Here is a 23,700-nt window from a genome sequence, read left to right on the forward strand (position 1 = left end):
CCCTTATGATGAGATGCGGTGTTCGGGGCTGGGCCGCCCGCCGAGCCCGGTCGTCGCGCTTTGCGCGGCGGGTTCGAGTGCGGCGATGATCTTGCGTTCGTGCTCGTCGCTGGCGCGAGAGGCGGGGATCGCCACCGCCAGCGCGCCCGCGGCATAGCCGTCGGGGCCGAAGATCGGCACGGCGATGCCGTAGACTTCCGCCTCGAAGGTCTGGTCGGCGACCGCGTAGCCCCGCTCGCGGGTGCGGCGCACCACCTGTTCAAGCGCCGCGCGCGAGGTGGGAGTCATGCCGGTCACGGCGGTCAGCGTCCGCGCCAGCACGCGCTCTTGCTGTTCGGGGCGCAGGAAGGCGGTGACGGCGATGCCCGAGGCGGTGGCATGCAGCGGCAGAACCAGGCCCGGCTCGATATAGACGCGGTTGGCGCGGGCGGGCTCGATCACGCCGATATTGGCCAGGTCGCGCCCCGACAGGAGCGAGGCATGCGCCGTCTCGCCGGTCTCCTGCGCCAGTTTTTCCAGGATCGGGGTCAGCACGCGCGTCACCGGCTGGGCATGTTCGCGCAGCCGCGCAAGCCGCAGCACGCCCGCCCCCAGCCGCCAGCGGCGGGTTTCCGGATTCTGCTCGACAAAGCCGCATTCGGCCATGTCGGCCAGCATCCGCAGCACCGTCGCCTTGTCGATTCCCGAGAGCCGCGCCAGATCGGAGAGACCGATCTCGACCCGTTTGTCGGTGAAGAAATCCAGTAATCTCAGGGCTTTCTCGACGGTTCGCATCGGGGGTCCGGGATCAGGGGCGAAAAACACTCATTGCAAGCGCAAGAAAAGCCTTGACCGAATCCGGGTCGTCGCGCAAGCTAAATTTGAAACGTCGGTGTATATAATGAACCGGCGAGCAATCAAAGACAGACCCAACCGACAAGGAGAAGCCCGATGAAATTCCCCGTCTCACTGGCCCTGGCCGCAGCGATGGCGCTGCCCGCGGGTACCGCGCTGGCCGAGTATCCCGAAGGTCCCGTGCAATTCGTCGTGCCCTGGCCGCCGGGGGATCTGGAAGACGTGCTGACCCGCATGATCGCCGAGGATTTCCAGGAGGCGTACGGCCAGCCTGCCGCGGTGGTGAACCGTCCGGGCGGCGGGGGCGGCCCGTTCCCGGGCGCCATTGAGGTAGCCAACGCCCCGGCCGATGGGTCGATGGTCGGGTCCTTCGTGATCGGTGTGCCGGTCGTCGGCCCGACGCTGGGGATCGAAGAGCTCAGCCCCGATCCTTTCGTGCCGGTCGGTATCTTCCTGACCTATCCTTTCGTGCTGGCGACCTCGGGCTCGTCCGAGTTCCAGACGATGGAAGAGCTGGCCGCCTATGCGCAGGACAACGAGGTTCTGCTGGGCCATTTCGGCGCCGCGCTGACGCCGACCGCCGTCAGCTTCGCGCTGGCCGAGACCATGGGCTTCAGCTGGGGCGCGGACGCGGCCTATGACGCGCTCGATTGCAATACCCTGGCCTCGGGCGATGTGGACGTGATCAACACCACGATCCAGCTGATCATGCCGTGCCTCGACGATGTGACGATCCTGGCCTCGGTGACCGGCGAGCGGCTCGAACTTGCGCCCGACGCGCCGACCGTGGGCGAGCTTGCGCCGGACCTGTCGATTTCGCTCTGGAACGGGCTCTTCGTGCACAAGGACACGCCGCAAGAAGCCATCGACGCCATCGCGGCCGTCGCGCAGGAGACCATCGCGTCCGAGCGCGCGCAGACCTTCGCCGCCGAGACCGGCGCGCAGATCTACTGGCAGGACACCGCCGCCGCGACCGCCCAGATCGAAAGCGACATCGCGACGATGGCGCGGATCGACGAGCTGACCGCCGAGTAAGCAACCCGGCCCCGGCGCAAGGATCGCCGGGGCCTCTTTCCATACGGGATCCGCATGAGCGACGAGCGTCACGACCTGTCAGAGCTGACCCACCCGCCCCATCACCGCGCCGAGATCGTCTTCGCCGTCACCTCGTTCCTGATCGCCGTGATCCTGGCCGCGCTGTGGTCGTCGGAAACGAGCTGGGCGAGCGGGCAACCCTGGAGCCGACAGCCGGGCCTGTGGCCCCTGATCGCCATCGTCGGGATGCTGGTTTTCGGGGCGGGCGAGCTGATCGCCTGCCTGGTGCGCAACGCGCGGGCCGGTGGCGGGAACGTGCTGGCCGAGCTGGGCATCTGGGCCAAGGCGGGCGAATATGTCGTCTGGTTCCTGATCTACGTGATGGCGGTGCCCTATATCGGCTATCTGCCTGCGTCGGTTCTGTTCGCCACGCTGCTCGCGTTCCGGCTGGGGTATCGCGGGCTGCCGCTGCTGCTGGCACCGCTGATCGCGCTGGGCATCGTCGTCGTCTTCAAGGCCGGGCTGTCGGTCCGCATCCCGGGGGGCGCGGTCTATGACCTGCTGCCGCAGGGGCTGCGCAATTTCCTTGTCGTCTATCTGTAAGAGGGTCCGGATTTGGACACGTTCATTGACGCGCTGGGCATCGTCTCGCGCTGGGATGTCATCGCCGCGCTGATCGCGGGGTCGGTCGGCGGCGTGATCATCGGCGCGATCCCCGGCGTGGGCCCGGCGGTCGCCATCGCCATCCTGCTGCCCGCGACCTTCGGCATGGAGCCGATCGTCGGGCTGACGCTGCTTCTGGGCATCTACGGTTCGGCCCTGTTCGGCGGCTCGATCCCGTCGATCCTGATCAACACGCCCGGCACGCCGGTCAACGCGCTGACCACCTATGACGGCTACCCGATGACCAAGGCGGGCGAGGCGCCGCGCGCGCTGGGCCTGAGCTTTGGCGCGTCGTTCTTCGGCGGCATCTTCGCGGTCATCGCGCTGATGCTGCTGTCGCCGGTTCTGGCCCGGATCGCGCCCATGTTCGGCTCGCGTGAGATCTTCCTCGCCGCTTTGCTGGGCTGCATCCTGGTCGTCGTCGCGCATCGCGGGCAGTCGCTGGCGGCGGGAGCGCTGCTGATGTTCGGGCTGTTCCTGAATACCGTGGGGATGGAGGCCAACACCTATTCCCAGCGTTTCACCTTCGACCTGCCGTTCCTGACGCAGGGGGTCGACCTGATCGTCGTCGTGCTGGGCCTGTTCGCCGTCTCGCAGGCCTTCGTGCTGCTGATCGGCGCCGACGAGAAAGGCGAGGCGCCGACGATCAGCGGCAGCGTGGGCAAGGGCGTGCGCGAGGTGTTCCGTCACCCCCGCGTCGCCACTGCCGGGTCGCTGTCGGGCACGATCATGGGGATCATCCCGGGCGTGGGCGAGTTCACGTCGCAATTCCTCAGCTACAGCTTCGCGCGGGCGACCTCGAAAAAGCCCGAGCTGTTCGGCAAGGGCAGTCCCGAAGGGCTGATCGCCTCGGAAACCGCCAACAACTCGGTCCCGCCCGCCGCCATGGTGCCGCTTCTGGCGCTGGGCATCCCGGGCGAGGCGCTGACGGCGATGATGCTCAGCGTGTTCTACGTCCATAACGTGATCCCCGGTCCGGGCCTGTTCCGGAACCAGATGGATTTCGTGATGGCGCTCTATATCTGCCTGGCGCTGCTGAATATCCTCGCGCTGGCTTTCCTTCTGGTGGCGACAAAACCGCTGCTGAAGGTGCTGGTGATCCCCAACCGCTACCTCGGGATGATCATCCTCGCGCTCAGCTTCGTGGGGATCTATTCGCTGCGCAATTCGGCGGTGGATTGCATGATGGCGGCGGCGTTCGGGCTGCTGGGCGTGATGCTGAAGCGGCTGAACCTGCCGATCGTGCCGATCATCCTGGGCATGGTTCTGGGCGGCATCATGGAAAACAAGTTCCGCACCTCGCTGCCGCGCATTCAGTCCCTGTATTCATGGATCGACCGGCCCGTGGCGATGGCGATCTTCTGTCTCATCTGCATTGTTCTGGCGCTGCATGTCTGGGGACTGTGGCGCGACTGGAAAGGAAAACGGAATGGATCAGTCCAGCATTGATGCGCTGGCGCAGGCGCCGGTCGGCCCGCAGGGCCTGTTCATCGGCGGCAAGTGGGTGTCGGCCATGGGCGGCGCCTCGCTGCCCGTGACCTCGCCCATCGACGGACGCGAATTCGCGCAGATCGCCGATGCCTCGGCCGGGGATGTGGATCTGGCCGTGAAGACGGCGCGCGCGGCCTTTCAATCGGGCGTCTGGTCGCGCGCGGCACCGGCCGAGCGCAAGAAAGTCCTGTTCCGCATCGCTGAGGCGATCGAGCGCGAGGCGCTGGCGCTGGCCGTGCTGGGCGTGCGCGACAACGGGACCGAGATCTCGATGGCGCTCAAGGCCGAACCGATGAGTGCCGCGGGCACCTTCCGCTATTATGCCGAGGCGCTCGACAAGGTGGGCGGCGAGATCGCACCCACCCCCGGCAACGTGCTGGGCCTGATCCACCGCGAGCCGGTGGGCGTGGTCGGCGCCATCGTGCCGTGGAACTTCCCGATGATGATCGGCGCGTGGAAGATCGCCCCGGCGCTGGCGATGGGCAATTCGGTGGTGCTGAAACCCTCGGAAGTGGCCTCGCTCTCGCTCTTGCGGCTGGCCGAGATCTGCGCCGAATGCGGCCTGCCCGACGGCGTGCTGAACGTCGTGACCGGCGCGGGCGCGACCTCGGGCGAGGCTCTGGGCCTGCATATGGATGTCGACGTGCTGGTCTTCACCGGCTCGGGCGGGGTCGGGCGCCGGTTGCTGGAATATTCCGCGCGCTCGAACCTCAAGCGCGTCTATCTGGAACTGGGCGGCAAATCCCCCAACATCGTCTTCGCCGACGCGCCCGATCTGCGGCAGGCGGCCAAGGTCAGCGCGGCGGGGATCTTCCGCAATTCCGGTCAGGTCTGCGTCGCGGGCTCGCGGCTGCTGGTCGAACGCTCGGTGCACGAGGAATTCGCCGGCATGCTGGCCGAGGAAGCGCGCGCGATGAAGATCGGCAACCCGCTGAAGCTGGACACGCAAGCGGGCGCGATATCGTCCGAGGCGCAACTGGCCCGCGTGCAGCATTTCGTCGAGAAGGCGCAGGACGAGGGCGGCGCGCTGCTGGCCGGGGGCGAGCGGATCCTGACCGAGACCGGCGGTAGCTATTACGCGCCGACGATCTTCGACAAGGTCGCGCCCGAGATGACGCTGGCGCGCGAAGAGGTCTTCGGCCCGGTCGCCGCGATCACGCCCTTCGACACCGAGGAAGACGCCGTTCGCATGGCCAACGGGACCGATTTCGGGCTGGCCTCGGCGGTCTGGACCGGCAATCTCAGCCGAGCGCACCGCATGGTGCGGGCGATCGACGCGGGCGTCGTCCACGTCAACACCTATGGTGGCGCGGACAATACCGTGCCGCTGGGTGGGCACCGCCAATCCGGCAACGGGCATGACAAGTCGCTGCACGCGCTGGACAAATACGTGAACCTGAAAACGGCATGGATTGCGCTGTGACGGATCGGACCATTCTTATCGTCGGCACCTACGACACCAAGCAGGACGAGCTGGGCTACCTGGCGCAGGTCATCCGCCAGCAAGGCGGCGGCGTGAAGACCATGGATGTCAGCGTGCTGGGCGATCCCGCGCAGCCCACCGATTATTCCAAGCACGATGTGGCCGAAGCGGGCGGGTCGTCCATCGCCGAGGCGATCGCGGGCGAGGACGAGAACCTTGCCATGCAGATCATGGCGCGCGGCGCCGCCGCGCTGGCAGCCCGGCTTCACGCGCAGGGCGTCTTCGACGGCGTCGTGGTGTTGGGCGGGTCGATGGGCACGGATCTGGCGCTCGACCTTTGCGCGGCGCTGCCCTTGGGCGTGCCGAAATACATCGTCTCGACCGTCAGTTTCTCGCCGATGATCCCGCCCGAGCGGCTGGCGGCGGATGTGCAGATGATCCTGTGGGCGGGCGGGCTTTACGGCCTGAACTCGGTCTGCAAGGCGTCGCTGTCACAGGCGGCGGGCGCCGTTCTGGGTGCCGCGCGCGCGGTCGAGAAACCGGCGCGCGACCGGCCCCTGATCGGCATGACTTCGTTCGGGAAGACCGTCCTGAGATACATGGTTGCGCTGAAACCGGCGCTGGAAGAGCGCGGCTTCGAGGTGGCGGTGTTCCACGCCACCGGCATGGGCGGGCGGGCTTTCGAGGCTTTGGCCGCCGAGGGCGCCTTTGCCGCCGTCATGGACTTCGCGCCGCAGGAAGTGGGCAATCACCTGCACGGCTCGGCCATCAGCGCGGGGCCCGACCGGATGACGGCGGCGGGAAAGGCTGGCGTGCCGCAGATCGTGTCGATCGGCTGCTACGACCTTGTCGACCTTGTGGGCTGGCAGCCCATGCCCGAGCCTTTGCAGGACCGCCCGGCCCATGCGCATAACCGGCTGCTGACCTCGGTCATCATGACGGCCGAGGAGCGCCGCGCGATGGCGCGCACCCTGTGCGAGCGGCTGGCGCAGGCCGAAGGGCCGGTGGTGTTCCTGCTGCCCGTCCTGGGTGGCAACGAATGGGACCGGCCCGGCGGCCCGCTCTCGGATCCCGAGGCGCTGGCGGCCTTTGTCGATGAGATCCGCGCAAGCTGCCCGGACAATGTGCGGCTGGTCGAGCTGGACGCACATATCAACGACCCGGCCTTTGCCGAGGCGGCGCTGGCGGTGGTCGATGACTGGATCGCGGCAGGCGTCCTGCCACGCGGCTGACGGGGCAGGGGGGCTGTCTGCCCCCCTCGGCGCGGACGCGCCTCACCCCCCGAGGATATTTTCGGAACAAAGATGACAGGGCCGCGGAAGGGCCGCGAGAGGGGCGCGGGGCGCGCCCCCGTGCGCCCTGGTCAGCGGCGGGCGCGGCGGCTGTTGTTGGCGCCCACGACGACCACTTCGACCGTGGTGTCGAGCTGGGCCTGCGTCATCGCATAGACCGCCGAGATCGTGCGTGCGGCGGCGCCGGGCGCGGCGACCGGGGTTCGCGGCGCGGCGGCAACGAAGCGGAAGGTCAGCACGCCGCCCTGCGGGCGGCCGAAATTCTCGGCCACCAGTTGCGGGTCCCACCACCCGGCCGAGGGCATCACCGCATCGGCGCGGATGATCGCGCCCGACGAGGTCCGCTCGATCGTCAGCGTATCGACCTGCGGCACCAGCGGGCGGAAATCGGCGACGTTGCTCGTTTCGCCCAGATCGGGGCGCGCGGCTTCCTCCGACGAGGACCCGAACCAGTTGCGCGGATTCATCCGCGACTCGCGCAGGCCGCCGCAGGCGGTGACACTCAGCGAGGCGATCAGCAGCAGCGCGAGCGGGGTTTTCATGGAAGTCCCTCCGGGAGGCAGACGAAAGACGCAGCGGATGCGTCTTCCGCCTAGCGCAAAGCGGGGCCGTTGAAAAGGGCGGGCTGGACCTTTGGCGCGTGCCGCCCTAGGTCTGGCATCGCAGGGCGCGCGCGCAGGCGCAGGCAGGCGGGCGCGCGGATCAGGGGCAGCAGGCAGGGCGGCAGATGGCGCAGGACGAGTTCGACGAGATCGCGGAAACCTTCGATTTCCTGGACGATTGGGAAGAGCGCTACCGGCATGTCATCGAGCTGGGCCGCGAGTTGCCCGAGATGGACGAGGCGCTGAAAGTGCCCGCCAACAAGGTCAATGGCTGCGCCAGCCAGGTCTGGCTTTTCCCCCGGATCGAGGACGGGCGGTTCGATTTCATGGGCGACAGCGACGCGATGATCGTGCGCGGGCTGATCGCGGTGCTGCACGCGCTTTATGCCGGGCGGCCGCTGGCCGAGGTGCCGGGCGTCGATGCAAGCGGGGCGCTGAAACGGCTGGGGCTGGACGAGCATCTGTCCTCGCAGCGCTCGAACGGGCTGCGCGCGATGGTCGAGCGGATCCGGCTGGTCGCGGCGCAGGCGCTGGATGGCGGCGATGCCTGATCCCACGCTGCTGGCGCTGATGGCGGCGCTGCTGGCGGTGATCGGCGGGTTCGCCGGGATCATCGCCGGGCTTCTGGGCGTGGGCGGCGGCATCGTGCTGGTGCCGGCGTTTTTCTACGCCTTCACGCTTCTGGGCTATGCCGGGCCGCAGCTGATGCAGGTCTGTCTGGCGACCTCGCTGGCGACGATCATCGTGACCTCGCTGAAATCGGTGCGCACGCATAACAAGCGCGGCGCCGTGGATTGGGAGATCCTGAAAGGCTGGGCAGCCTGGATCGCAATCGGCGCGGTGGTCGGCGTGCTGGCCGCGTCGGGCCTGCGCTCGGTGGCGCTGCAGGCGATCTTTGGCGGGGTCGGCGTGGTGGTGGGGCTCTACCTGGCGCTGGGACGCGAGCATTGGCGGCTGGGCGAGGCGATGCCGAAAGGCGGCGCGCGCGGGGCGACGGGCGCCGGGATCGGGTTCCTGTCGGTCCTGATGGGGATCGGCGGCGGCTCGTTCGGGGTGCCGCTGATGACGCTGTTCGGCGTGCCGATCCATCGCGCGGTGGCGACGGCGGCGGGTTTCGGGATCACCATCGCCGTGCCCTCGGTTCTGGGTTTCCTGCTGATGCCGATCGACGCGCCGCCGCCCTATACGCTGGGTGCGGTCAACATCCCCGCCTTCCTGCTGGTCATCGCGATGACCAACCTGACAGCGCCCTTGGGCGTGAAGCTGGCGCATGCGATGGACCCGAAGCCGCTCCGGCGCGTGTTCGCGGTCTTCATCATGCTGATGGCGCTCAACATGCTGCGCAAGGCGCTGGGATACTGAGCGCTATTCCTGCGCGCGCAGAATGCCGGCAGGGCGTGCAGCGAGCGGTCTGAGCGCGAAGACGAGGCCCGCCAGAAGCACGGCGAGGATACCCCCGACAACCACGGACAGCGCCGAGCCGGGCGCGAAGCGATAGGTCAGCTCCATCACCTGCGTGATCACCGCCCAGGCGGCCAGCCCGCCCGCGCCGATGGCCACGAGACCCGCCGCGCCGCCCATCAGCACCGAGCGCAACGCGAAGCTCAGCAGGATGCGGCCCCGCGTGGCGCCCACTGTCTTCAGGACGGCAGCCTCGAAGACCCGCGCGCGCTCGCCCGCCGCTGCCGCGCCGATCAGCACCACGAAGCCGGTGGCCAGCGTCGCCAGCGCGGCAATCGAGGTGGCGGCGGCCAGCGCGTCCAGCGCCTCGGCGACGCGCTGGGTCGTCTCGCGGATCGGGATGGCGGTGACGTTGGGCAGGGCGTCGCCGACCGCGCGCAGGATCGCGCCCTCGCTGCCTTCGGGCGCGCGCAGCGTCGCGATGACCGTGTGCGGCGCCCCGGCAAAGGCCGCGGGGTTGAAGGTCATGACGAAGCCGATGCCGCCGGTCGAGAAATCCAGTTCGCGGAAATTGGCGATGGTGCCGGTGATGTCGCGGCCCATGACGTTGACCGTGATCGTGTCGCCCAGCGACAGGCCCAGCTCGGCGCCTTCCTCGGCGCCGAAGGAAATCAGCGGCGGGCCGTCATAGCCGTCGGGCCACCATTCGCCCTGGGTCAGCCGCAAGTCGCCCTGTTCGGCGGCATAGGTCACGCCCCGGTCGCCGCGCAGCACCCAGTGGCTGCCGTATTCGCGGGCCGGGCGGTCGTTGATCTGGCTGATCACGCCGCGCAGCTGCGGGGCGAGCTGGATGTCGTGGACGCCCTCGAAACCCGAGACGATCCCGCGGAAACGGTCGACCTGATCGGGCTGGATGTCGAGGAAGAAGAAGCTGGGCGCACGGTCGGGCATCTCGGTCGAGATGGCGTTGCGCAGGTTGGTGTCAATCTGCCCCACCGAGGCCAGCACGGTCAGGCCCAGCCCCAGCGACAGCACGACGGCCACCGCGCCCTCGCGCGGGTTGCCCACGGCCCCCAGCGCCAGCCTGAGCGCCGTCTTGCCGCGCAGGGCGCGGGTCCGCGCAGCGCGGCGCGCCAGCGCCCGCAGGCCGAGCGCCACGACCGACAGGATGGCCAAGGCGCCGGCGATGCCAAGGGCGGCGCCGAGCGCCAGCTGCCACGTGCCCGAGAACAGCACGGCGGCCGCGATCAGCGCCGCGACGCTGAGGATCAGTGCCAGCAGCGGGCCGGGGCGCGGGCGCGCGCGGGTGCCGCCGCCGATGCCGCGAAACAGCGCCGCCGCGCGGACCTGCTCGACGCGCGACAGTGGCCAGAGCGTGAAGACCAGCGCGGTCAGCACGCCGTACAGCGCGGCCTCGCCCAGCGGTTGCCAGTAGATCCCGGCCTGAAGCGGGACGGGCAGGCTTTCCTGCGCGAAGGGCGCCGCCACCAGTAGCGCGCCCGCGCCCAGCGCGACGCCCAGCCCGACGCCCAGAAGCGTCAGCGCGCCGATCTGCAGGAAATACACGGCGAAAATGGTCCGTCCCTCGGCGCCCAGCGTCTTCAGCGTGGCGATGACGCCGGTCTTGGCGTCGAGATAGGCGCGCACCGCAGCCGATACGCCGATCCCGCCCACGGCCAGACCGGCCAGCCCGACCAGCACCAGGAACGCGCCGATCCGGTCGACGAACCGCGCGACGCCGGGCACCGCGCGGGTGGAATCGCGCCAGCGGATGCCTGCGTCGTGGAACGTGTCAATGAGCGAACGGCGCACGCGGTCCAGCGTGTCGCCCTCGTTCAGGACAAGCCGGTACGAGGTCTCGAACATCGAGCCCGCGCCCAGAAGTCCCGCCTCGCGCAGGGGTGCCAGCCCTACCAGCGTACGCGGCCCCAGCGCAAAGCCGGTGCTCACGCTGTCGGGTTCGCGTTCCAGCGCGGCCATCAGGGCGAAATCCTGCGTGCCCAGCCGGACCGTATCGCCCACTTCCAGCCCCAGCCGGTCGATCAGCACCCGCTCGAGCGCGGCGCCGGGCAGGCCGTCGCGACCGGCCAGCATCTGCGCCACGGACATCGCGGGCTCGAACCGGGCCTCGCCGACAAGCGGCCAGTTGGCGTCGATGCCCTTCACCTGCGTCAGCGCGCGGTCGCCATCGGGCCCCACGGCCATCGAGCGGAAATCGACCACCTCGCCCCAGGCGGCGGCGTTCTCGTCCAGCCAAGCGCGTTCGGCGTCCCCCGCGAAGCGATAGGTCAGCTCAAGCTCGGCATCGCCGCCCAGAAGCGCGCGCCCCTCGCGGGCCAGCCCGGCCTCGATCGCTGATCCGACCGATCCTACGGCGGCGATGGCGCCCACGCCCAGCGTCAGGCACAACAGGAAGATGCGGAAGCCGCCAAGGCCCCCGCGCAGTTCGCGGCGGGCCAGGCGGGCGGCAACGGCCAGGCTCATTGCGCGGCCTCGGGCCGGGTATTATCGGGCCGGGTCTTGCGGGTCTCGCCGTCGATGCTGCCGTCGCGTAGCCCGATCACCCGGTCGCAGCGGTCTGCCAGTTCGGGCGCGTGGGTCACCAGCACCAGCGTCGCGCCGTGCCGGTCGCGCAGGCCGAACAGCAGCTCCATGATCGCTTCGCCATTGGGGCCGTCCAGATTGCCCGTCGGCTCGTCCGCCAGCAGGATCGCCGGGCGCGGCGCGGCGGCGCGGGCCAGCGCCACGCGCTGCTGCTCGCCGCCCGACATCTGCGCGGGATAATGGTGCATCCGCTTGGCGAGGCCCACGGCGGTGAGCTCGGCCTCGGCCCGCTCGAACGCATCCTTGCGGCCCGCAAGTTCCAGTGGCGTCGCCACGTTTTCCAGCGCGGTCATCGTCGGGATCAGGTGAAAGGACTGGAAGACCACCCCCATATTCCCGCGCCGGAAGCGGGCGAGCGCGTCTTCGTTCATCGTTGTCAGGTCGTGCCCCAGCGCCATGACGCTGCCGCCCGTGGCACGCTCGAGTCCTCCCATCAGCATCAGAAGCGAGGATTTCCCCGACCCCGACGGCCCGATCAGCCCGACCGACTGGCCCTGCTCAATTTCCAGAGAGATCCCCTTGAGGATCTCGACAGGCCCGGCATTGCCTTGCAAGGTCAGAGAGGCATCACGCAGCGACAGAACAGGCGAGACGATGGAATCCGGCATGAAAAAAGTCCTTTGTACCTTCAGCCGATATGGGGTCTCGGACTGGGCAGGCAAGCTTCGCAGGGCGGTGACGGTTGGGCTTTTCACGCTGGGGGCCGGAATTTCTGTCGCACAGGCCGAAACGCTCAGGATCACGGCACTGGGGGACTCGCTGACACAGGGCTACGGGCTGGAACAGGGCGAGGGGCTGGTGCCGCAATTGCAGGCCTGGCTCGATGCGCGGGGCCACGATGTCGAAATCCTGAACGCCGGCGTCAGCGGTGACACGACCAGCGGCGGACTGGCGCGGCTTGACTGGACGCTGGCGGACGAACCGGACGCGATGATCGTGGCGCTGGGCGGGAACGACCTGCTTCGGGGGATCGACCCGGCGCTGAGCCGCGACAATCTCGACCGGATCCTGTCGCGGCTGGAGACCGAGCAGATCCCCGCCTTGCTGGTGGGTCTGCCCGCGCCCGCCAATTACGGGCCCGAGTATCAGCAGGATTTCGCCGCCATGTATCCCGAGCTTGCCGCCGAGCACGACGCGCTTCTGGTGCCCGACATGCTGGCGCCGCTGATGGCGCGGGTGGAATCCGGCGCCGCGCCGGAAACCGTCATGCAGGGCGACATGGTCCACCCCAACGCGACGGGGGTCGGGCTGGTGGTCGAGCAACTGGGTCCGGTGGTCGAAGAGCTTCTGACGCGCGCCGGCGGCAATTCCTGAGTCAATGCGCCGGGCGCTGCACGGTATCCAGAACCGAGCGCCCGCCATCCAGCGTCATCACCTGCCCGGTCATGAAGGCCGACGCGCCCGAGGCGAGGAACTGCGCCAGTTCCGCCACTTCCGAGGCGGTGCCGATCCGGTGCAGGGGCGTCCCCTGAATGATCGAATCGCGGTATTCGGGATGTTCGGCAATCGTGTCGCGCAGCGTCCCCGACATCAGCGAACCGACCGCGATGGCATTCACCCGGATCGCATGGGGGGCCAGCGCCACGCCCATCGAGCGCGTCATCTGTTCCAACGCGGCATTTGAGATCGAGAACCCCATCAGTTGCGGCTGGGTGCGATGCGCGGCGATCGACGAGATGTTGATGATCGTCCCCGCTTCCTGCGGCTTCTCGTCTTCCTGCTCGGCCTGCAGGATCATCCGGCGCGCCACCGCCTGCGAGGTCCGCAGCGCGACATTGAGATTCTGGTCGAGAAGTGTTTCGACCGAGTCGTCGGCGGCATCCAGCGGATCGGTCAGCATGAAGGACCGGGTGGCATTGATCAGCACGTCGACGCGGTCGAAGGCATCGAGCGTGGTCGACAACAGGTTCGCCACCGCCAGTTTCTCGCGCAGATCGCCGACGAAAAGGCGGCAATTCTCGGAACTGGCCAGATCGTCGCAATTGCTCTTCAGCCGCTTCTCGTTCTGGTCCGAGAACACGACATTCGCGCCCTCATCCAGGAAGTGCCGGGCGATGGCATGGCCGATGCCGGTCGCGGCGCCGGTGATGATGGCGGTCTTGCCCTGGATCGAGAAACTCATGCGCGGCGTCCCCGGGTCTGCGCCACGCGACCGCGCGGCGCCTGAGCGGGCGCGCGCTGCGGCCCCTCGGCATGGAAGATCTTGAAGCTGTTGGTGCCCGGCAGCTCGCTGTGCTTGCGGAAACACTCGGCCAGCGTCGCCTCGTAGGGCAGATGCCGGTTGGCGACCATGAACAGCTGGCCCGAGGGCTTCAGCATCGCCGCCGCGGTGCGGATGAACTGCGCACCCAGCCTTGGGTTGGCGTCGCGGCCCTGATGGAAGGGCGGGTTCATGATCACCGCATCAAGCTGCAATTTCAACAGGCTGGTCGCGTCGGCCCAGTGAAAGCGCGCGCGGGGATCGGTGACGTTCTCTTTCGCACAATCGAGCGCGCGGATATCGGATTCGATCAGGTGAAGCTCGGCCAGTCCGGGCGCCATCGCCAGCAATTGCGCCGACAGATAGCCCCAGCCCGCACCCAGATCGGCCGCGACGCCTTTCAGCCCGGCGGGAAAGGTGCTGGCCAGCAGCGCCGAGGCCGGGTCGATCCCGTCCGCCGAGAACAGGCCGGGCAGCGTGCGGTAGCTGCGCGTCTCGTCCTGCGCCTGACCGGGCAGGGCGCGCCAGTCGGCCAGCGTGTCGGTGCCGTCCGTGGCGTCGAACCACGCGATCTTGCCATGGCCCTTGGCGATGGCCTCGCTCAGGTCGACGCGGGCGCGCAGATCCTTGAGCGTGGTATCGGCGCCGTCGGTCTTCTGCCCGTCGACGATCACCGGCCCGCGGGTCAGCGCCACCGCCTGTGACAGCAGGTCGCGCCCTTCCGCCCGTCCGCGCGGCAGGCAGACCATCGCGGCGGCGTAGGGACCCTCGGCCGCCGGGATGCAGGCATAGCCCTGCGCCTGGAATGCCGAGACGTCGGCGGCATGGGGCGACACGATCACCACGCGCTCGCGCGGGAGAGGGGTCAGCATTTCGCCGGCATGGGGGTGGAAGACGGCTATCGTGCCGCTGTCGGGCAGCACCAAGCCTGCCTCGAGGGCAAGCTCAAGCCGCAGCGCGCGCGGCGCCGGATCATTGAGGGACATGCGCGTCACAGGGCGCGGGGACGCCCTACTCCTTTTCCAGGGTGCATTGCAGCGGATGTTGGTGGCGCCGGGCGAAGTCCATCACCTGCGCGACCTTGGTTTCGGCGATCTCGTAGCTGAAGACGCCGACCACGGCGAGGCCCTTCTTGTGGACCGTGAGCATGATCTCGAACGCCTGGCTGTGGTTCAGCCCGAAGAAGCGTTCCAGAACATGGACCACGAACTCCATCGGCGTATAATCGTCGTTGAGCAGCAGGACCTTGTACATCGGCGGCTTTGCCGTCCGCGTGCGCGTCTTCAGCGCAATACCCGGATCGCCGGGATCGCCATCGCCGTCCTTGCGCTCGGTCATCGTGGGGGACAGAACCATGCGGTGTTTGAGCCTGAGTGACAGATTCGCGTTAAACCGACTATATAGCGCCGATTATCTTCAAGAAAACCCTACCAGCCGCGAGCAGCCATGCAACTGACCACGATCGGGCTCGATGCCGACGATACGCTCTGGCATAACGAGCGCTTCTTTACCCTGACGCATCAGCGTTTCGCCGAATTGCTGTCCGACCATGCCGAACCCGGGCATCTGGCCGAAAGGCTGCTCGATGCCGAACGGCGCAATCTGGGGCAATACGGGTTCGGGGTGAAAGGCTTCACGCTGTCGATGATCGAAACCGCCATCGACGTGACCGAGGGGCGCGTGCCGGGCACGGTGATCGGCCAGATCATCGCCGCCGGGCAAGAGATGCTGGCCCATCCGATCGAATTGTTGCCGGGCGCGCAGGAGACGGTCGAACGGCTTGCCGACGGGCACCGGCTGGTGCTGATCACCAAGGGCGATTTGCTGGACCAGGAGCGCAAACTGGCGCAGTCGGGGCTGGGCGATCTGTTCGACGCGGTCGAGATCGTCAGCCACAAGACGCCCGAGATCTATGCGCAGATCTTCGAACGGCACGGTGACGGGCCCGAGAGGGCGCTGATGGCCGGCAATTCGATGAAATCCGACGTCGTCCCGCCCATCGAGGCGGGCGCGTTCGGCGTCTTCGTGCCGCACGGGCTGGAATGGGCGCTGGAACGGGCCGAAGCCCCCGAAGACCATCCGCGCTTTCGGCGGATTTCCACCTTGTCGGAACTGCCCGATCTGTTGGCCGATCTGCGCTGATCCCCGATCTAGTGGCCGTGCCCGGTGGCGCTGCAATATCTGGGATTCACGTGAACAACGCGCGAAAAGACCTTGAAAAGGCGGGGGGTTTTCAGGTCTGTGGATAGATGATACTCTGATCCCAGAGCAGAAATGACGTCCCCGCACAAGACGGGGCGCAGAGGCAGAGGACAGGCACGTGACAACGCACACCGGGCGTTGGTTCCGCGGCTTTGGTATCTTGGGATTCGCGACCGTTCTGGTCGTGCTGATGGCGCTTGGCGTGCCGAATCGCGCCCACGCCCAGCCCTATGCAGGGCTTCTCATGGATGTCCGGACCGGCGAGATCCTTTATCAGACCGACAATGCCAACGCGCGGCTTCATCCTGCGTCGTTGACCAAGATGATGACCCTCTACATCGCCTTCGAGGCGCTGGAAAACGGCGAGATCGACGCCGATGCGCGGGTGCGCATCTCGTCCCATGCCGCCGCGCAGCCGCCGTCGCGGCTGGGCCTGCGCTCGGGGCAGGAGATCGCGTTCCGCTACCTGATTCGCGCCGCCGCCCTGCGGTCGGGCAACGATGCGGCCGTGGCCATCGCCGAAGCGCTCGAAGGCTCGGTCTCGGCCTTTGCCGACCGGATGAACCGCACCGCGCGGGCCATCGGCATGACGCGGACCCATTTCGTCAATCCGCACGGGCTGACGGCATCGGGGCATTTGTCCTCGGCGCATGACATGGCGTTGCTGGCGCGGCAGCTCTATTTCGACCATCCGGCTTACTACAACATCTTCTCGCGCATGTCGGACAATGCGGGCATCGCCACCGTGCGCAACACCAACCGGCTGTTCCTGAGCAGCTATCGCGGCGCCGATGGCATCAAGACGGGCTTTACCAACGCGGCGGGCTACAACCTTGCCGCCATGGCCGAGCGCAACGGCGTGCGGATGCTGGCGGTGGTGTTCGGCGCGCGGTCCTCTCCTGACCGGCTGCGGCGCGTTTCGGCGCTTCTGGATCGCGGTTTCCGCGACGCGCCCCGCAGCGTGGCGACGCGCAGGCCGGCGCGCCCGGACTATGTGCGCGGCGCCGATGACCGGGGCGGCGGTGTCGCCGCCGGGCGCACGATCCGGCTGCAGACCGCGCCCGCCCGCTCGATCTTTCCGCGTCCCCGTCCGGGCCCCGAAGAGGCACCCCCCGCCGAGATGCCCGCCGAAATGATCGCCGCCCTGCGCGACGGGATCGACGAGGTTCTGGACGACGTGCTGGAGCCCGAGACCGGGCAGCAACCCGTCGAGGTGGCCGCGGCCGTGGACGAAGCGCTGGCCATCGCCCGCGAGATCGAAGAGGGCGGCGAAAGCGGTGATCCTGCGCTGGCCGACGGCGAAGACGCCGTCGATGCCGAGACCACGGCAGAGACGATGATCGCCGCGATTGCGCCCCAGGCCTCACCCGTTCCACCCGCCCGTCCCGCGGTCGATGTGGTTCAGCTTGTTCAGGACGAACCCGAAACCGCCGATAACGGCACCGACCATGGGGTCGAAGTCGCGCGCGCGGGGACCAGCGCGGTGGATGCCAGCATCTTTGCCGCTCTGGCCGAAGCCGGCTCCGCCACGCCCGATATCGGCCCCGTGGGCGCCGCGACGGAAACGGCCGGCGGCGACGACAGCTCGGAGCCCCGCCAGTTCGACCACGATCCCGACAGCGTCTCGGTGGCCGAGGTCACGTCCGACGGGCTGGTCATCCCCGGCCTGCCGCCCATCTCGGTCCCCGAGGAAGGCGCGCGCGGCACCGAGGCCGCCGGAACTCCCGAGTCCGCGCGCGCGGCGGAAACCGCGCTTGCCGCGGCCAGCCCGGCGCCGGCCATGCCGGCCCTGCCGCAGATCGAGCCGGTCGCGCAGGATCTGAGCGTCGATGACGAAGGCCGGATCCTGTGGCGCGACGAGGAATTGCTGGTCGCTCTCGATGGCGAGAATCCCGAAGACCCGGTTCTGCAGCCCACCATCGTGCTGACCTCGTCGCTCGAAGACACGCCGGACGAGCCCGAGGAAGAGCGCGCGACCGAGGTGATCACCCGCGTCTCGACATCGGGCGGGCGGCTCTGGCGGGTCGAGCTGGGCCGGTTCGGCAGCGCCTTCGAGGCCGACCGCGTGCTGTTGAGCGTGGCGCTTTCGGAAGCGGCGACGCTGGGGAACGGCGTGTTGAGGGTCGTGCCGCGCGGCGGGCGTCACGTTGCCGAGGTCAATTCGTTGACCGAGCAGGAGGCCGAGCTTGCCTGCCTCAGGCTGGCCGCGCGCAACCAGACCTGCAATGCCTATGGCCCGCAGGCCGGGGCCGATGGCTGAGCGTCGCGACGAGCGCGATACGAGAAAACCCGGCGCAAGGCCGGGTTTTTTCATTCCATGGGGACAACGGATCGTCAGCGGGTGCAGATCAGCCGCACGGAATCGTATTTCTTCTCGGGCGCAGCCATCGCCGTGGCGGCCAGAAGCCGCGCCGAGTGGCGGACCTGCCGGTCGATATCGGCCTGCGTCACCGCGCGGCGCTGCTGGGCGGCGGTGATGCGCGCCTCGTCCAGGATCCAGTCGGGCATGAACTGGCGGACATAGCCCCGGAACAGGACCGCGCGTACCGTCAGTCCCGCCGATTGCGCACAGGCGCGCAGGCTGTCGGGCGTGAAGAAATTCAGATGCCGCGGCGTGTCCAGCCAGCGCCAGCGCTCGCCCATCCAGCGACTGCCGGTCGAGGCGTTGTTGGGCACTTCCACCGACAGGATGCCGGTATCGGTGAGCAGGTCGCGGGCGTTCTGCAGCGCAAGGATCGGATCCATCGTGTGTTCCAGCACATGCGAGAACACGATGGCGTCGTATTTGCGCGCGCGGATGGCGGGGGGAAGATCCTCGGCCGTGCCAGCATGGACCTCGAGCCCTTTTTCACGCGCGACGGCCGCCGCGCGCTGATCGGGCTCGATGCCGACGGTGGCTTCGACATGGGCGCCGAAGGTCTTCATCCGGTCGCCGTTGCCGCAACCGATTTCAAGCCCGTTACGGGCGCCCCGGGGAATGACCGAGCCCCACCATTCCACGGTCGGCTCCGCGCCGCGTTCGAACCGGTAGGCGATCGAGCCCAGCAAACGCCCCAGCGCGCCGATGCGGCGCTCTTCCTCGGCGCTGTCCAGCGAATTGGGGTCGTCATGCGTGTAATAGGTGGGGAAATCGTAGAATTCGGGGATCTCGTCCAGCGCGGGGCGCGGATGGATCTGGCCGAAGCTGTGATCGGCATTCCACCAGATCTGCCGCTCACGCGACGTGACCGGGCGGCGCCAGTCCATCGGGACGGTCAGGCCGCGCGTCATGAGGGTTCCGGTCAGGGGACAACGCGGTTGCGCTCCCTGCGACTGGGCCGTTCGTTCAAGCAGGCCTGAGACATCTTTCATAGCACCGTTTCCTTCTACAAGTTCAGTGCGCAATGAACGCGGAATACGGCAAGAAAGCGGCGTGGGCGTATAGTAGGCTCAGATCGCGCTGGAATGCACGGGGATCGGCGCGATTGTTAGGCCATCGTCACCAATCGCGGCGCTTCCCGCGCTGATCGTGGCGGCAGTCAGGGCGAAAGCCGTGACGACGGCCCAGAATCGCGTGGCTTTGAAACGGGTCGGCATGGAAAATCTCCCTCGGTCAATGGTGGTGAGTCGCGCGGGCCGGATGCAGGGTTCAAACAAAAGGTCGCGGCCCGGGCGCCGGTCTGGGTGATTGCGCGCGCGCCGCCGCGCGGCTAAGCAGGGGCCATGAGCGTGACCCTTCCGACCCCCGACCAGACCCTCAAGATCGGCACACGCGGCTCGCCGCTGGCGCTTGCGCAGGCGCATGAGACGCGCGACCGGCTGATGGCGGCCTTCGACCTGCCCGAAGCCGCGTTCGAGATCGTGGTGATCAAGACCACCGGCGACGACCGCTCGATGATCGAGGCCGACCGCCCGCTCAAGGAGATCGGCAACAAGGGCCTGTTCACCCGCGAGATCGAGGAACAACTGGGCGACGGACGTATCGACCTGGCGGTCCACTCGATGAAGGACATGCCGGTCGAACAGCCCGAGGGGCTGGTCCTGGACTGCTACCTGCCGCGCGAGGATGTGCGTGATGCGTTCGTCTCGCCGGGCGTCGCGCGCCTTGCCGATCTTGAACCGGGGCAGGTGGTGGGCACGTCGTCGCTGCGCCGTCGGGCGCAGCTTCTGCACCGGCGCCCGGACCTGACCGTCGTCGAGTTCCGCGGCAATGTGCAGACCCGGCTGCGCAAGCTGTCCGAGGGCGTGGCGGATTGCACCTTTCTGGCCATGGCGGGGCTCAACCGGCTGGGCATGGCCAGGGTCGCGCGTTCCCCCATCGGCGTGGACGAGATGCTGCCCGCCATCGCGCAGGGCGCCATCGGCATCGAGCGGCGCCTGGACGATCCCCGCGCCGAGGCGATGCTGCGCGCGATCCACGACGCCGATACCGGCCACCGTCTGGCCGCCGAGCGCGCCTTTCTTGCCACGTTGGACGGCTCGTGCGAGACGCCGATTGCCGGGCTTGCCGTGCTGGAAGGTGACGAGATCTGGCTGCGCGGCGAGGTACTGCGCCCGGACGGCTCGGAATCGCTGAGCGACGAGGGCCGGGCGTCGATTTTTGACGCTGCCGATCTGGGCACCGAGATCGCGCGCCGCCTGCTCGAGCGCACGCCGCGCGGTTTCTTCGACTGGCGCGACTGACGGTCAGACATTTACCCGATATCGGATTTGTCCCCTTTGTCGGCCTCTCGACGCGGCTGATCGCGCATCACCGGTTGGAAAAATACCCTTCCAGATCCGCTGCGATCCGTTGCGCGAGCGTGTCCTGCGCCGCGTCGTCCAGGCTGTCCGAAGCATAGACGCGCAAGGCCGGCTTGCCCTGGCGCAGCCGGGTCCGGGCATAGCGCGGATCGTAATGCCCCTGCATCAGCGCCGCGGCGAGGCGCAGGAAATCCCGTTCTCCGGCCAGTTTCTGCCAGGCCTCGATCGTCTCGCGCGACTGGTAGGGTTGCAGCGCGGCGATGCGCGCGGCCAGTTCCGCGGGATCCGCCGTCACATCGGCATAGGCGTGCGTGAGCCATTCCGCGCGCGCCTCAAGCGGTGCGGCGATCTCGATCCGGGGGGCCGCCTGCATCGAGGACCACAAGGCCGGGGGCACGCGGATCTCGCCGATCCGGTTCGATTCCGCTTCCACCAGCACCGGGCGGGCGGGGTCGAGTTTTGCCATCTCGACCGCGAGCGCGCTCTCGAACCCTTTCTGCGCGGGCTGGCTTTCCCCGACGGTCAGCCCGAACAGGCTGCCCCGGTGCCGCGCCAGGCCCTCGAGGTCCAGAACCTGCCCGCCCATCGCCCGGATACGCTGCAGCAGCGCCGTCTTGGCGGTCCCGGTATTGCCGTCGAGCACCACCACCGGCGCGGGAAACGGAGCGTCGTAAAGCGCCTGCTGCACCAGCCGCCGCCAGCTCCGCCAGCCGCCCTCGAGCACGCCCACCCGCCAGCCGATCTGCCCGTAGATCAGCGCAATCGCGTTCGAGCGCATCCCGCCGCGCCAGCAATAGACCAGCGGGCGATATCCGGCGGGTTTGTCGGCCAGATAGGTCTCCAGATGCCGCGCCGCGTTTTTCGCCACCAGCGCGGCCCCCATGCGCCGCGCCTTGAAACGGCTGTCCTGCACATAGACGGTGCCGACCCGCGCGCGCTCGTCATTGTCCAGCGAGGGCAGGTTGACCGCGCCCGGCACATGATCCTCGGCGTATTCGCCGGGCGAGCGGGTGTCGATCACCTCGTCATAGGGAAGCGACAGGATATCGGCGACGGAACGGAGCGTGAGACGTTGCATCCCACAGGCTTACTGCGCGCCCGCCCGCGCCGGAAGTCCCTAACCTTGGCGCGCCGCCTTCTCCGCTGCCTTGGCCGCGTCCCACAGGGCGTCCATCTCGGCCAGATCGCTGTCGGCAGGGCTGCGTCCCTGCGCCGCCAGCGCGGCCTCGATGGACCGGAAACGGCGGGTGAACTTGTCATTCGCGGCCCTGAGCGCCGCCTCGGGGTCGATATCGAGATGCCGCGCCAGATTGGCCATCACGAAGAGCAGGTCGCCATATTCCTCGAACCGGTCCTCGGGCGCGGCCTCGGTCAGTTCCTGCGCTTCCTCGGCGATCTTGGCGACGACCTGGCCAATCTCCGGCCAATCGAACCCCACCCGCGCGGCCCGCTTTTGCAGCTTCACCGCGCGCGTCAGCCCGGCATGACCCACCGGAACATCGTCCAGAACCCCGCCCTGCGCCCGCGCCGCGCGTTCCCGGGCCTTCAGGGTTTCCCAGGCATCGGTCTGCGCCTCGGCGCTGTCGATCACGGCGTCGCCGAAGACATGCGGATGGCGCGCGACCATCTTGTCGGCGATACCGCGCAAGACGTCGTCCAGCGTGAACAGCCCGGCCTCTTCGGCCATCTGCGCATGATACACCGACTGGAACATCAGGTCGCCCAACTCGCCCTTCAGCCCGTCCCAGTCCCGGCGTGCAATGGCATCGGCGACCTCGTAGGCTTCTTCGATCGTGTAGGGCGCGATGGAGTCGAAATCCTGCTCGATATCCCACGGGCAGCCGGTCTCGCGGTCGCGCAGCCGCGCCATGATCCGTGCCAGCCGGGGCAGGCCGCCCTCGGGATCGTTGATAAGGGGATCGTCGGCCATTGCACGCACCCGCTGTCTGGAGGAAGCTTGCGCCCTCTATCCCAAAGCCCCGCGCCGGAGTCCACCATGCCCGCCCTAAACCGCATCGCCGATTACGCCCCCGAGATGACGGCCTGGCGCCGCCACCTGCACCAGCATCCCGAAACCCGCTTCGAATGCCACCGGACGGCGGCCTTCATCGCCGCGCGACTGCGCGACTTCGGCATCACCGAGATCCACGAAGGCATCGCGCAATCGGGGATCGTGGCGATCATCGAGGGGCAGGGCGCGGGCCCGACCATCGGCCTGCGCGCCGATATCGACGCGCTGCCGATCACCGAGGAAACCGGGCTGCCGCATGCCTCGGAAGTCGCGGGCAAGATGCATGCCTGCGGCCATGACGGGCACACGACCATGCTTCTGGGCGCCGCGCGCTACCTGGCCGAGACGCGCAACTTCTCGGGCCGCGTCGCGCTCATCTTCCAGCCGGCCGAGGAATGGGGCGGCGGCGCCGAGGTGATGGTCAAAGAGGGGATCATGGAGCGCTTCGGCATCACCCGCGTCTTCGCCCTGCACAACGCGCCGGGCGTGCCCGAAGGCCGGTTCGAAGGCGCGCCCGGCCCGATCATGGCGGCGGTCGATACGCTCTGGGTAACGGTGACGGGCCAGGGTGGCCACGGCGCCCATCCCGAGGAATGCGCCGACCCGGTCGCGGCCATCGTGCAGATGGTGAACGGTCTGCAGACCATCGTCTCGCGCAACCGCAAGGGCACCGATGCGCTGGTGATCTCGGTCACGCAGATCCATACCGGCACCGCCGACAACATCATCCCCGAGACCGGCTGGTTCTGCGCCACCATTCGCACCTATGACAAGGCGGTTCAGACCATGGTCGAGACGCGCTGCCACGAGATGCTCTCGGGCATCGCCGCGGCAATGGGGGTGCGGGCCGAGATCACGTTCGAGCGCGGCTATCCGGCCACCGTCAACCATGCCGGGGATTTCGACTTCGCGCTGGGCGTGGCGGCCGAGATCGGCAGCGGCGCGGGGGAATGCGAGCCGACGATGGGCGCCGAGGACTTCGCCTACATGCTCGAAGCCCGACCCGGCGCCTATCTGTTCCTCGGACAGGGCGACGGCGCCGGGCTTCATCACCCGCGCTACGATTTCAACGATGCGATCGCGCCGATCGGCGCCAGCTATTTCGCCCGCCTGGTGGAACGCGCGCAGCCCCGTGTCGCAGAGAGCGACAAGGCTGCCTAGCGGCGAAAACGCCGGACAATCCGACGCGATGTGCCCGTCTTTGTTCCGGAAATATCCTC

The 23,700-nt window shown here is 68.3% G+C and carries 23 protein-coding genes; 12 read left to right on the top strand and 11 right to left on the bottom strand.

What is annotated here, in order from left to right; all coding sequences use genetic code 11:
- Positions 1 to 3: 3 nt before the first annotated feature.
- A complete protein-coding gene (locus C4N9_RS13660) occupies positions 4 to 774 on the bottom strand; it encodes an IclR family transcriptional regulator (RefSeq protein WP_109533902.1) in 771 nt (256 codons plus the stop codon).
- Positions 775 to 930: 156 nt separating this feature from the next.
- On the opposite strand from C4N9_RS13660, the gene C4N9_RS13665 reads away from it, so the two are divergent.
- Genes C4N9_RS13665 through C4N9_RS13685 form a run of 5 tightly spaced genes read left to right on the top strand, consistent with a single transcriptional unit; the run spans position 931 to position 6,678 of the window.
- Positions 931 to 1,869: a tripartite tricarboxylate transporter substrate-binding protein gene (locus tag C4N9_RS13665; RefSeq protein ID WP_109533903.1), complete on the top strand. Its 939-nt coding sequence runs from the start codon at positions 931 to 933 to the stop codon at positions 1,867 to 1,869.
- Positions 1,870 to 1,923: 54 nt separating this feature from the next.
- Positions 1,924 to 2,472: a tripartite tricarboxylate transporter TctB family protein gene (locus tag C4N9_RS13670; protein WP_109533904.1), complete on the top strand. Its 549-nt coding sequence runs from the start codon at positions 1,924 to 1,926 to the stop codon at positions 2,470 to 2,472.
- Positions 2,473 to 2,484: 12 nt separating this feature from the next.
- Positions 2,485 to 3,981 carry a tripartite tricarboxylate transporter permease gene (locus C4N9_RS13675; RefSeq protein ID WP_109533905.1) on the top strand — a complete coding sequence of 499 codons (1,497 nt, stop codon included), beginning with the start codon at positions 2,485 to 2,487 and terminating at the stop codon, positions 3,979 to 3,981.
- On the top strand, positions 3,962 to 5,446 hold the full coding sequence (locus tag C4N9_RS13680) for an aldehyde dehydrogenase (RefSeq protein ID WP_109533906.1): 1,485 nt from the start codon (positions 3,962 to 3,964) through the stop codon (positions 5,444 to 5,446). Before C4N9_RS13675 ends, C4N9_RS13680 begins: the two co-directional genes overlap by 20 nt.
- Positions 5,443 to 6,678, top strand: a complete 1,236-nt coding sequence (locus C4N9_RS13685; RefSeq protein ID WP_245902561.1) for a Tm-1-like ATP-binding domain-containing protein — start codon at positions 5,443 to 5,445, stop codon at positions 6,676 to 6,678. The genes C4N9_RS13680 and C4N9_RS13685 overlap by 4 nt, the downstream gene beginning before the upstream one ends.
- A gap of 131 nt (positions 6,679 to 6,809) precedes the next feature.
- Here C4N9_RS13685 and C4N9_RS13690 read toward each other — a convergent pair whose 3' ends face one another.
- Positions 6,810 to 7,280, bottom strand: a complete 471-nt coding sequence (locus C4N9_RS13690) for a hypothetical protein (RefSeq protein ID WP_109533908.1) — start codon at positions 7,278 to 7,280, stop codon at positions 6,810 to 6,812.
- Between the two features lie 185 nt (positions 7,281 to 7,465).
- On the opposite strand from C4N9_RS13690, the gene C4N9_RS13695 reads away from it, so the two are divergent.
- Together C4N9_RS13695 and C4N9_RS13700 are read left to right on the top strand one after the other, a co-directional pair.
- Complete coding sequence (locus tag C4N9_RS13695) at positions 7,466 to 7,891, top strand: SufE family protein (protein ID WP_109533909.1); 426 nt, start codon at positions 7,466 to 7,468, stop codon at positions 7,889 to 7,891.
- Positions 7,884 to 8,702 (top strand): sulfite exporter TauE/SafE family protein, encoded by an 819-nt coding sequence (locus C4N9_RS13700; RefSeq protein WP_109534067.1) that lies wholly within the window; start codon positions 7,884 to 7,886, stop codon positions 8,700 to 8,702. The genes C4N9_RS13695 and C4N9_RS13700 overlap by 8 nt, the downstream gene beginning before the upstream one ends.
- Before the next feature lie 3 nt (positions 8,703 to 8,705).
- Here C4N9_RS13700 and C4N9_RS13705 read toward each other — a convergent pair whose 3' ends face one another.
- Positions 8,706 to 11,225, bottom strand: coding sequence for an ABC transporter permease (locus C4N9_RS13705; RefSeq protein WP_109533910.1), 2,520 nt, complete (start codon positions 11,223 to 11,225; stop codon positions 8,706 to 8,708).
- Positions 11,222 to 11,953: an ABC transporter ATP-binding protein gene (locus tag C4N9_RS13710; protein WP_425440801.1), complete on the bottom strand. Its 732-nt coding sequence runs from the start codon at positions 11,951 to 11,953 to the stop codon at positions 11,222 to 11,224. Before C4N9_RS13710 ends, C4N9_RS13705 begins: the two co-directional genes overlap by 4 nt.
- On the opposite strand from C4N9_RS13710, the gene C4N9_RS13715 reads away from it, so the two are divergent.
- On the top strand, positions 11,952 to 12,659 hold the full coding sequence (locus C4N9_RS13715) for an arylesterase (protein ID WP_109534068.1): 708 nt from the start codon (positions 11,952 to 11,954) through the stop codon (positions 12,657 to 12,659). The genes C4N9_RS13710 and C4N9_RS13715 overlap by 2 nt on opposite strands.
- 1 nt (position 12,660) lies before the next feature.
- Here the strand turns inward: C4N9_RS13715 and C4N9_RS13720 are convergent, their stop codons facing one another.
- From C4N9_RS13720 to clpS, 3 genes are read right to left on the bottom strand one after another with little or no spacing between them, the layout of a single operon-like run.
- Positions 12,661 to 13,467 (bottom strand): SDR family NAD(P)-dependent oxidoreductase, encoded by an 807-nt coding sequence (locus C4N9_RS13720; protein WP_109533911.1) that lies wholly within the window; start codon positions 13,465 to 13,467, stop codon positions 12,661 to 12,663.
- Complete coding sequence (locus C4N9_RS13725) at positions 13,464 to 14,531, bottom strand: class I SAM-dependent methyltransferase (RefSeq protein ID WP_109533912.1); 1,068 nt, start codon at positions 14,529 to 14,531, stop codon at positions 13,464 to 13,466. The genes C4N9_RS13720 and C4N9_RS13725 overlap by 4 nt, the downstream gene beginning before the upstream one ends.
- A 25-nt stretch (positions 14,532 to 14,556) precedes the next feature.
- Positions 14,557 to 14,901: an ATP-dependent Clp protease adapter ClpS gene (clpS, locus tag C4N9_RS13730; RefSeq protein WP_109533913.1), complete on the bottom strand. Its 345-nt coding sequence runs from the start codon at positions 14,899 to 14,901 to the stop codon at positions 14,557 to 14,559.
- Between the two features lie 90 nt (positions 14,902 to 14,991).
- Between clpS and C4N9_RS13735 the strand changes: the two genes are divergently transcribed.
- Both C4N9_RS13735 and C4N9_RS22135 read left to right on the top strand, forming a co-directional pair.
- Complete coding sequence (locus C4N9_RS13735; RefSeq protein ID WP_109533914.1) at positions 14,992 to 15,687, top strand: HAD family hydrolase; 696 nt, start codon at positions 14,992 to 14,994, stop codon at positions 15,685 to 15,687.
- A gap of 178 nt (positions 15,688 to 15,865) precedes the next feature.
- On the top strand, positions 15,866 to 18,007 hold the full coding sequence (locus C4N9_RS22135; protein WP_245902562.1) for a D-alanyl-D-alanine carboxypeptidase family protein: 2,142 nt from the start codon (positions 15,866 to 15,868) through the stop codon (positions 18,005 to 18,007).
- Positions 18,008 to 18,081: 74 nt separating this feature from the next.
- Here C4N9_RS22135 and C4N9_RS13745 read toward each other — a convergent pair whose 3' ends face one another.
- Complete coding sequence (locus C4N9_RS13745; protein ID WP_168192232.1) at positions 18,082 to 19,017, bottom strand: class I SAM-dependent methyltransferase; 936 nt, start codon at positions 19,015 to 19,017, stop codon at positions 18,082 to 18,084.
- Positions 19,018 to 19,176: 159 nt separating this feature from the next.
- A complete protein-coding gene (locus C4N9_RS21935) occupies positions 19,177 to 19,323 on the bottom strand; it encodes a hypothetical protein (RefSeq protein WP_168192233.1) in 147 nt (48 codons plus the stop codon).
- A 126-nt stretch (positions 19,324 to 19,449) separates the two neighbouring features.
- Between C4N9_RS21935 and hemC the strand changes: the two genes are divergently transcribed.
- Positions 19,450 to 20,409, top strand: coding sequence for a hydroxymethylbilane synthase (hemC, locus tag C4N9_RS13750; RefSeq protein ID WP_109533916.1), 960 nt, complete (start codon positions 19,450 to 19,452; stop codon positions 20,407 to 20,409).
- Between the two features lie 67 nt (positions 20,410 to 20,476).
- Here hemC and mnmH read toward each other — a convergent pair whose 3' ends face one another.
- On the bottom strand, positions 20,477 to 21,547 hold the full coding sequence (gene mnmH / locus C4N9_RS13755) for a tRNA 2-selenouridine(34) synthase MnmH (protein WP_109533917.1): 1,071 nt from the start codon (positions 21,545 to 21,547) through the stop codon (positions 20,477 to 20,479).
- A 39-nt stretch (positions 21,548 to 21,586) separates the two neighbouring features.
- The gene (mazG, locus tag C4N9_RS13760; RefSeq protein WP_109533918.1) at positions 21,587 to 22,399 is read right to left on the bottom strand and encodes a nucleoside triphosphate pyrophosphohydrolase; all 813 of its coding nucleotides are present in this window, start codon (positions 22,397 to 22,399) and stop codon (positions 21,587 to 21,589) included.
- Positions 22,400 to 22,465: 66 nt separating this feature from the next.
- Between mazG and C4N9_RS13765 the strand changes: the two genes are divergently transcribed.
- Positions 22,466 to 23,641: a M20 aminoacylase family protein gene (locus C4N9_RS13765; protein ID WP_109533919.1), complete on the top strand. Its 1,176-nt coding sequence runs from the start codon at positions 22,466 to 22,468 to the stop codon at positions 23,639 to 23,641.
- Positions 23,642 to 23,700: the final 59 nt, after the last annotated feature.

It is taken from the genome of Pararhodobacter marinus (assembly GCF_003122215.1).
In the GTDB taxonomy this organism is placed as follows: domain Bacteria; phylum Pseudomonadota; class Alphaproteobacteria; order Rhodobacterales; family Rhodobacteraceae; genus Pararhodobacter; species Pararhodobacter marinus.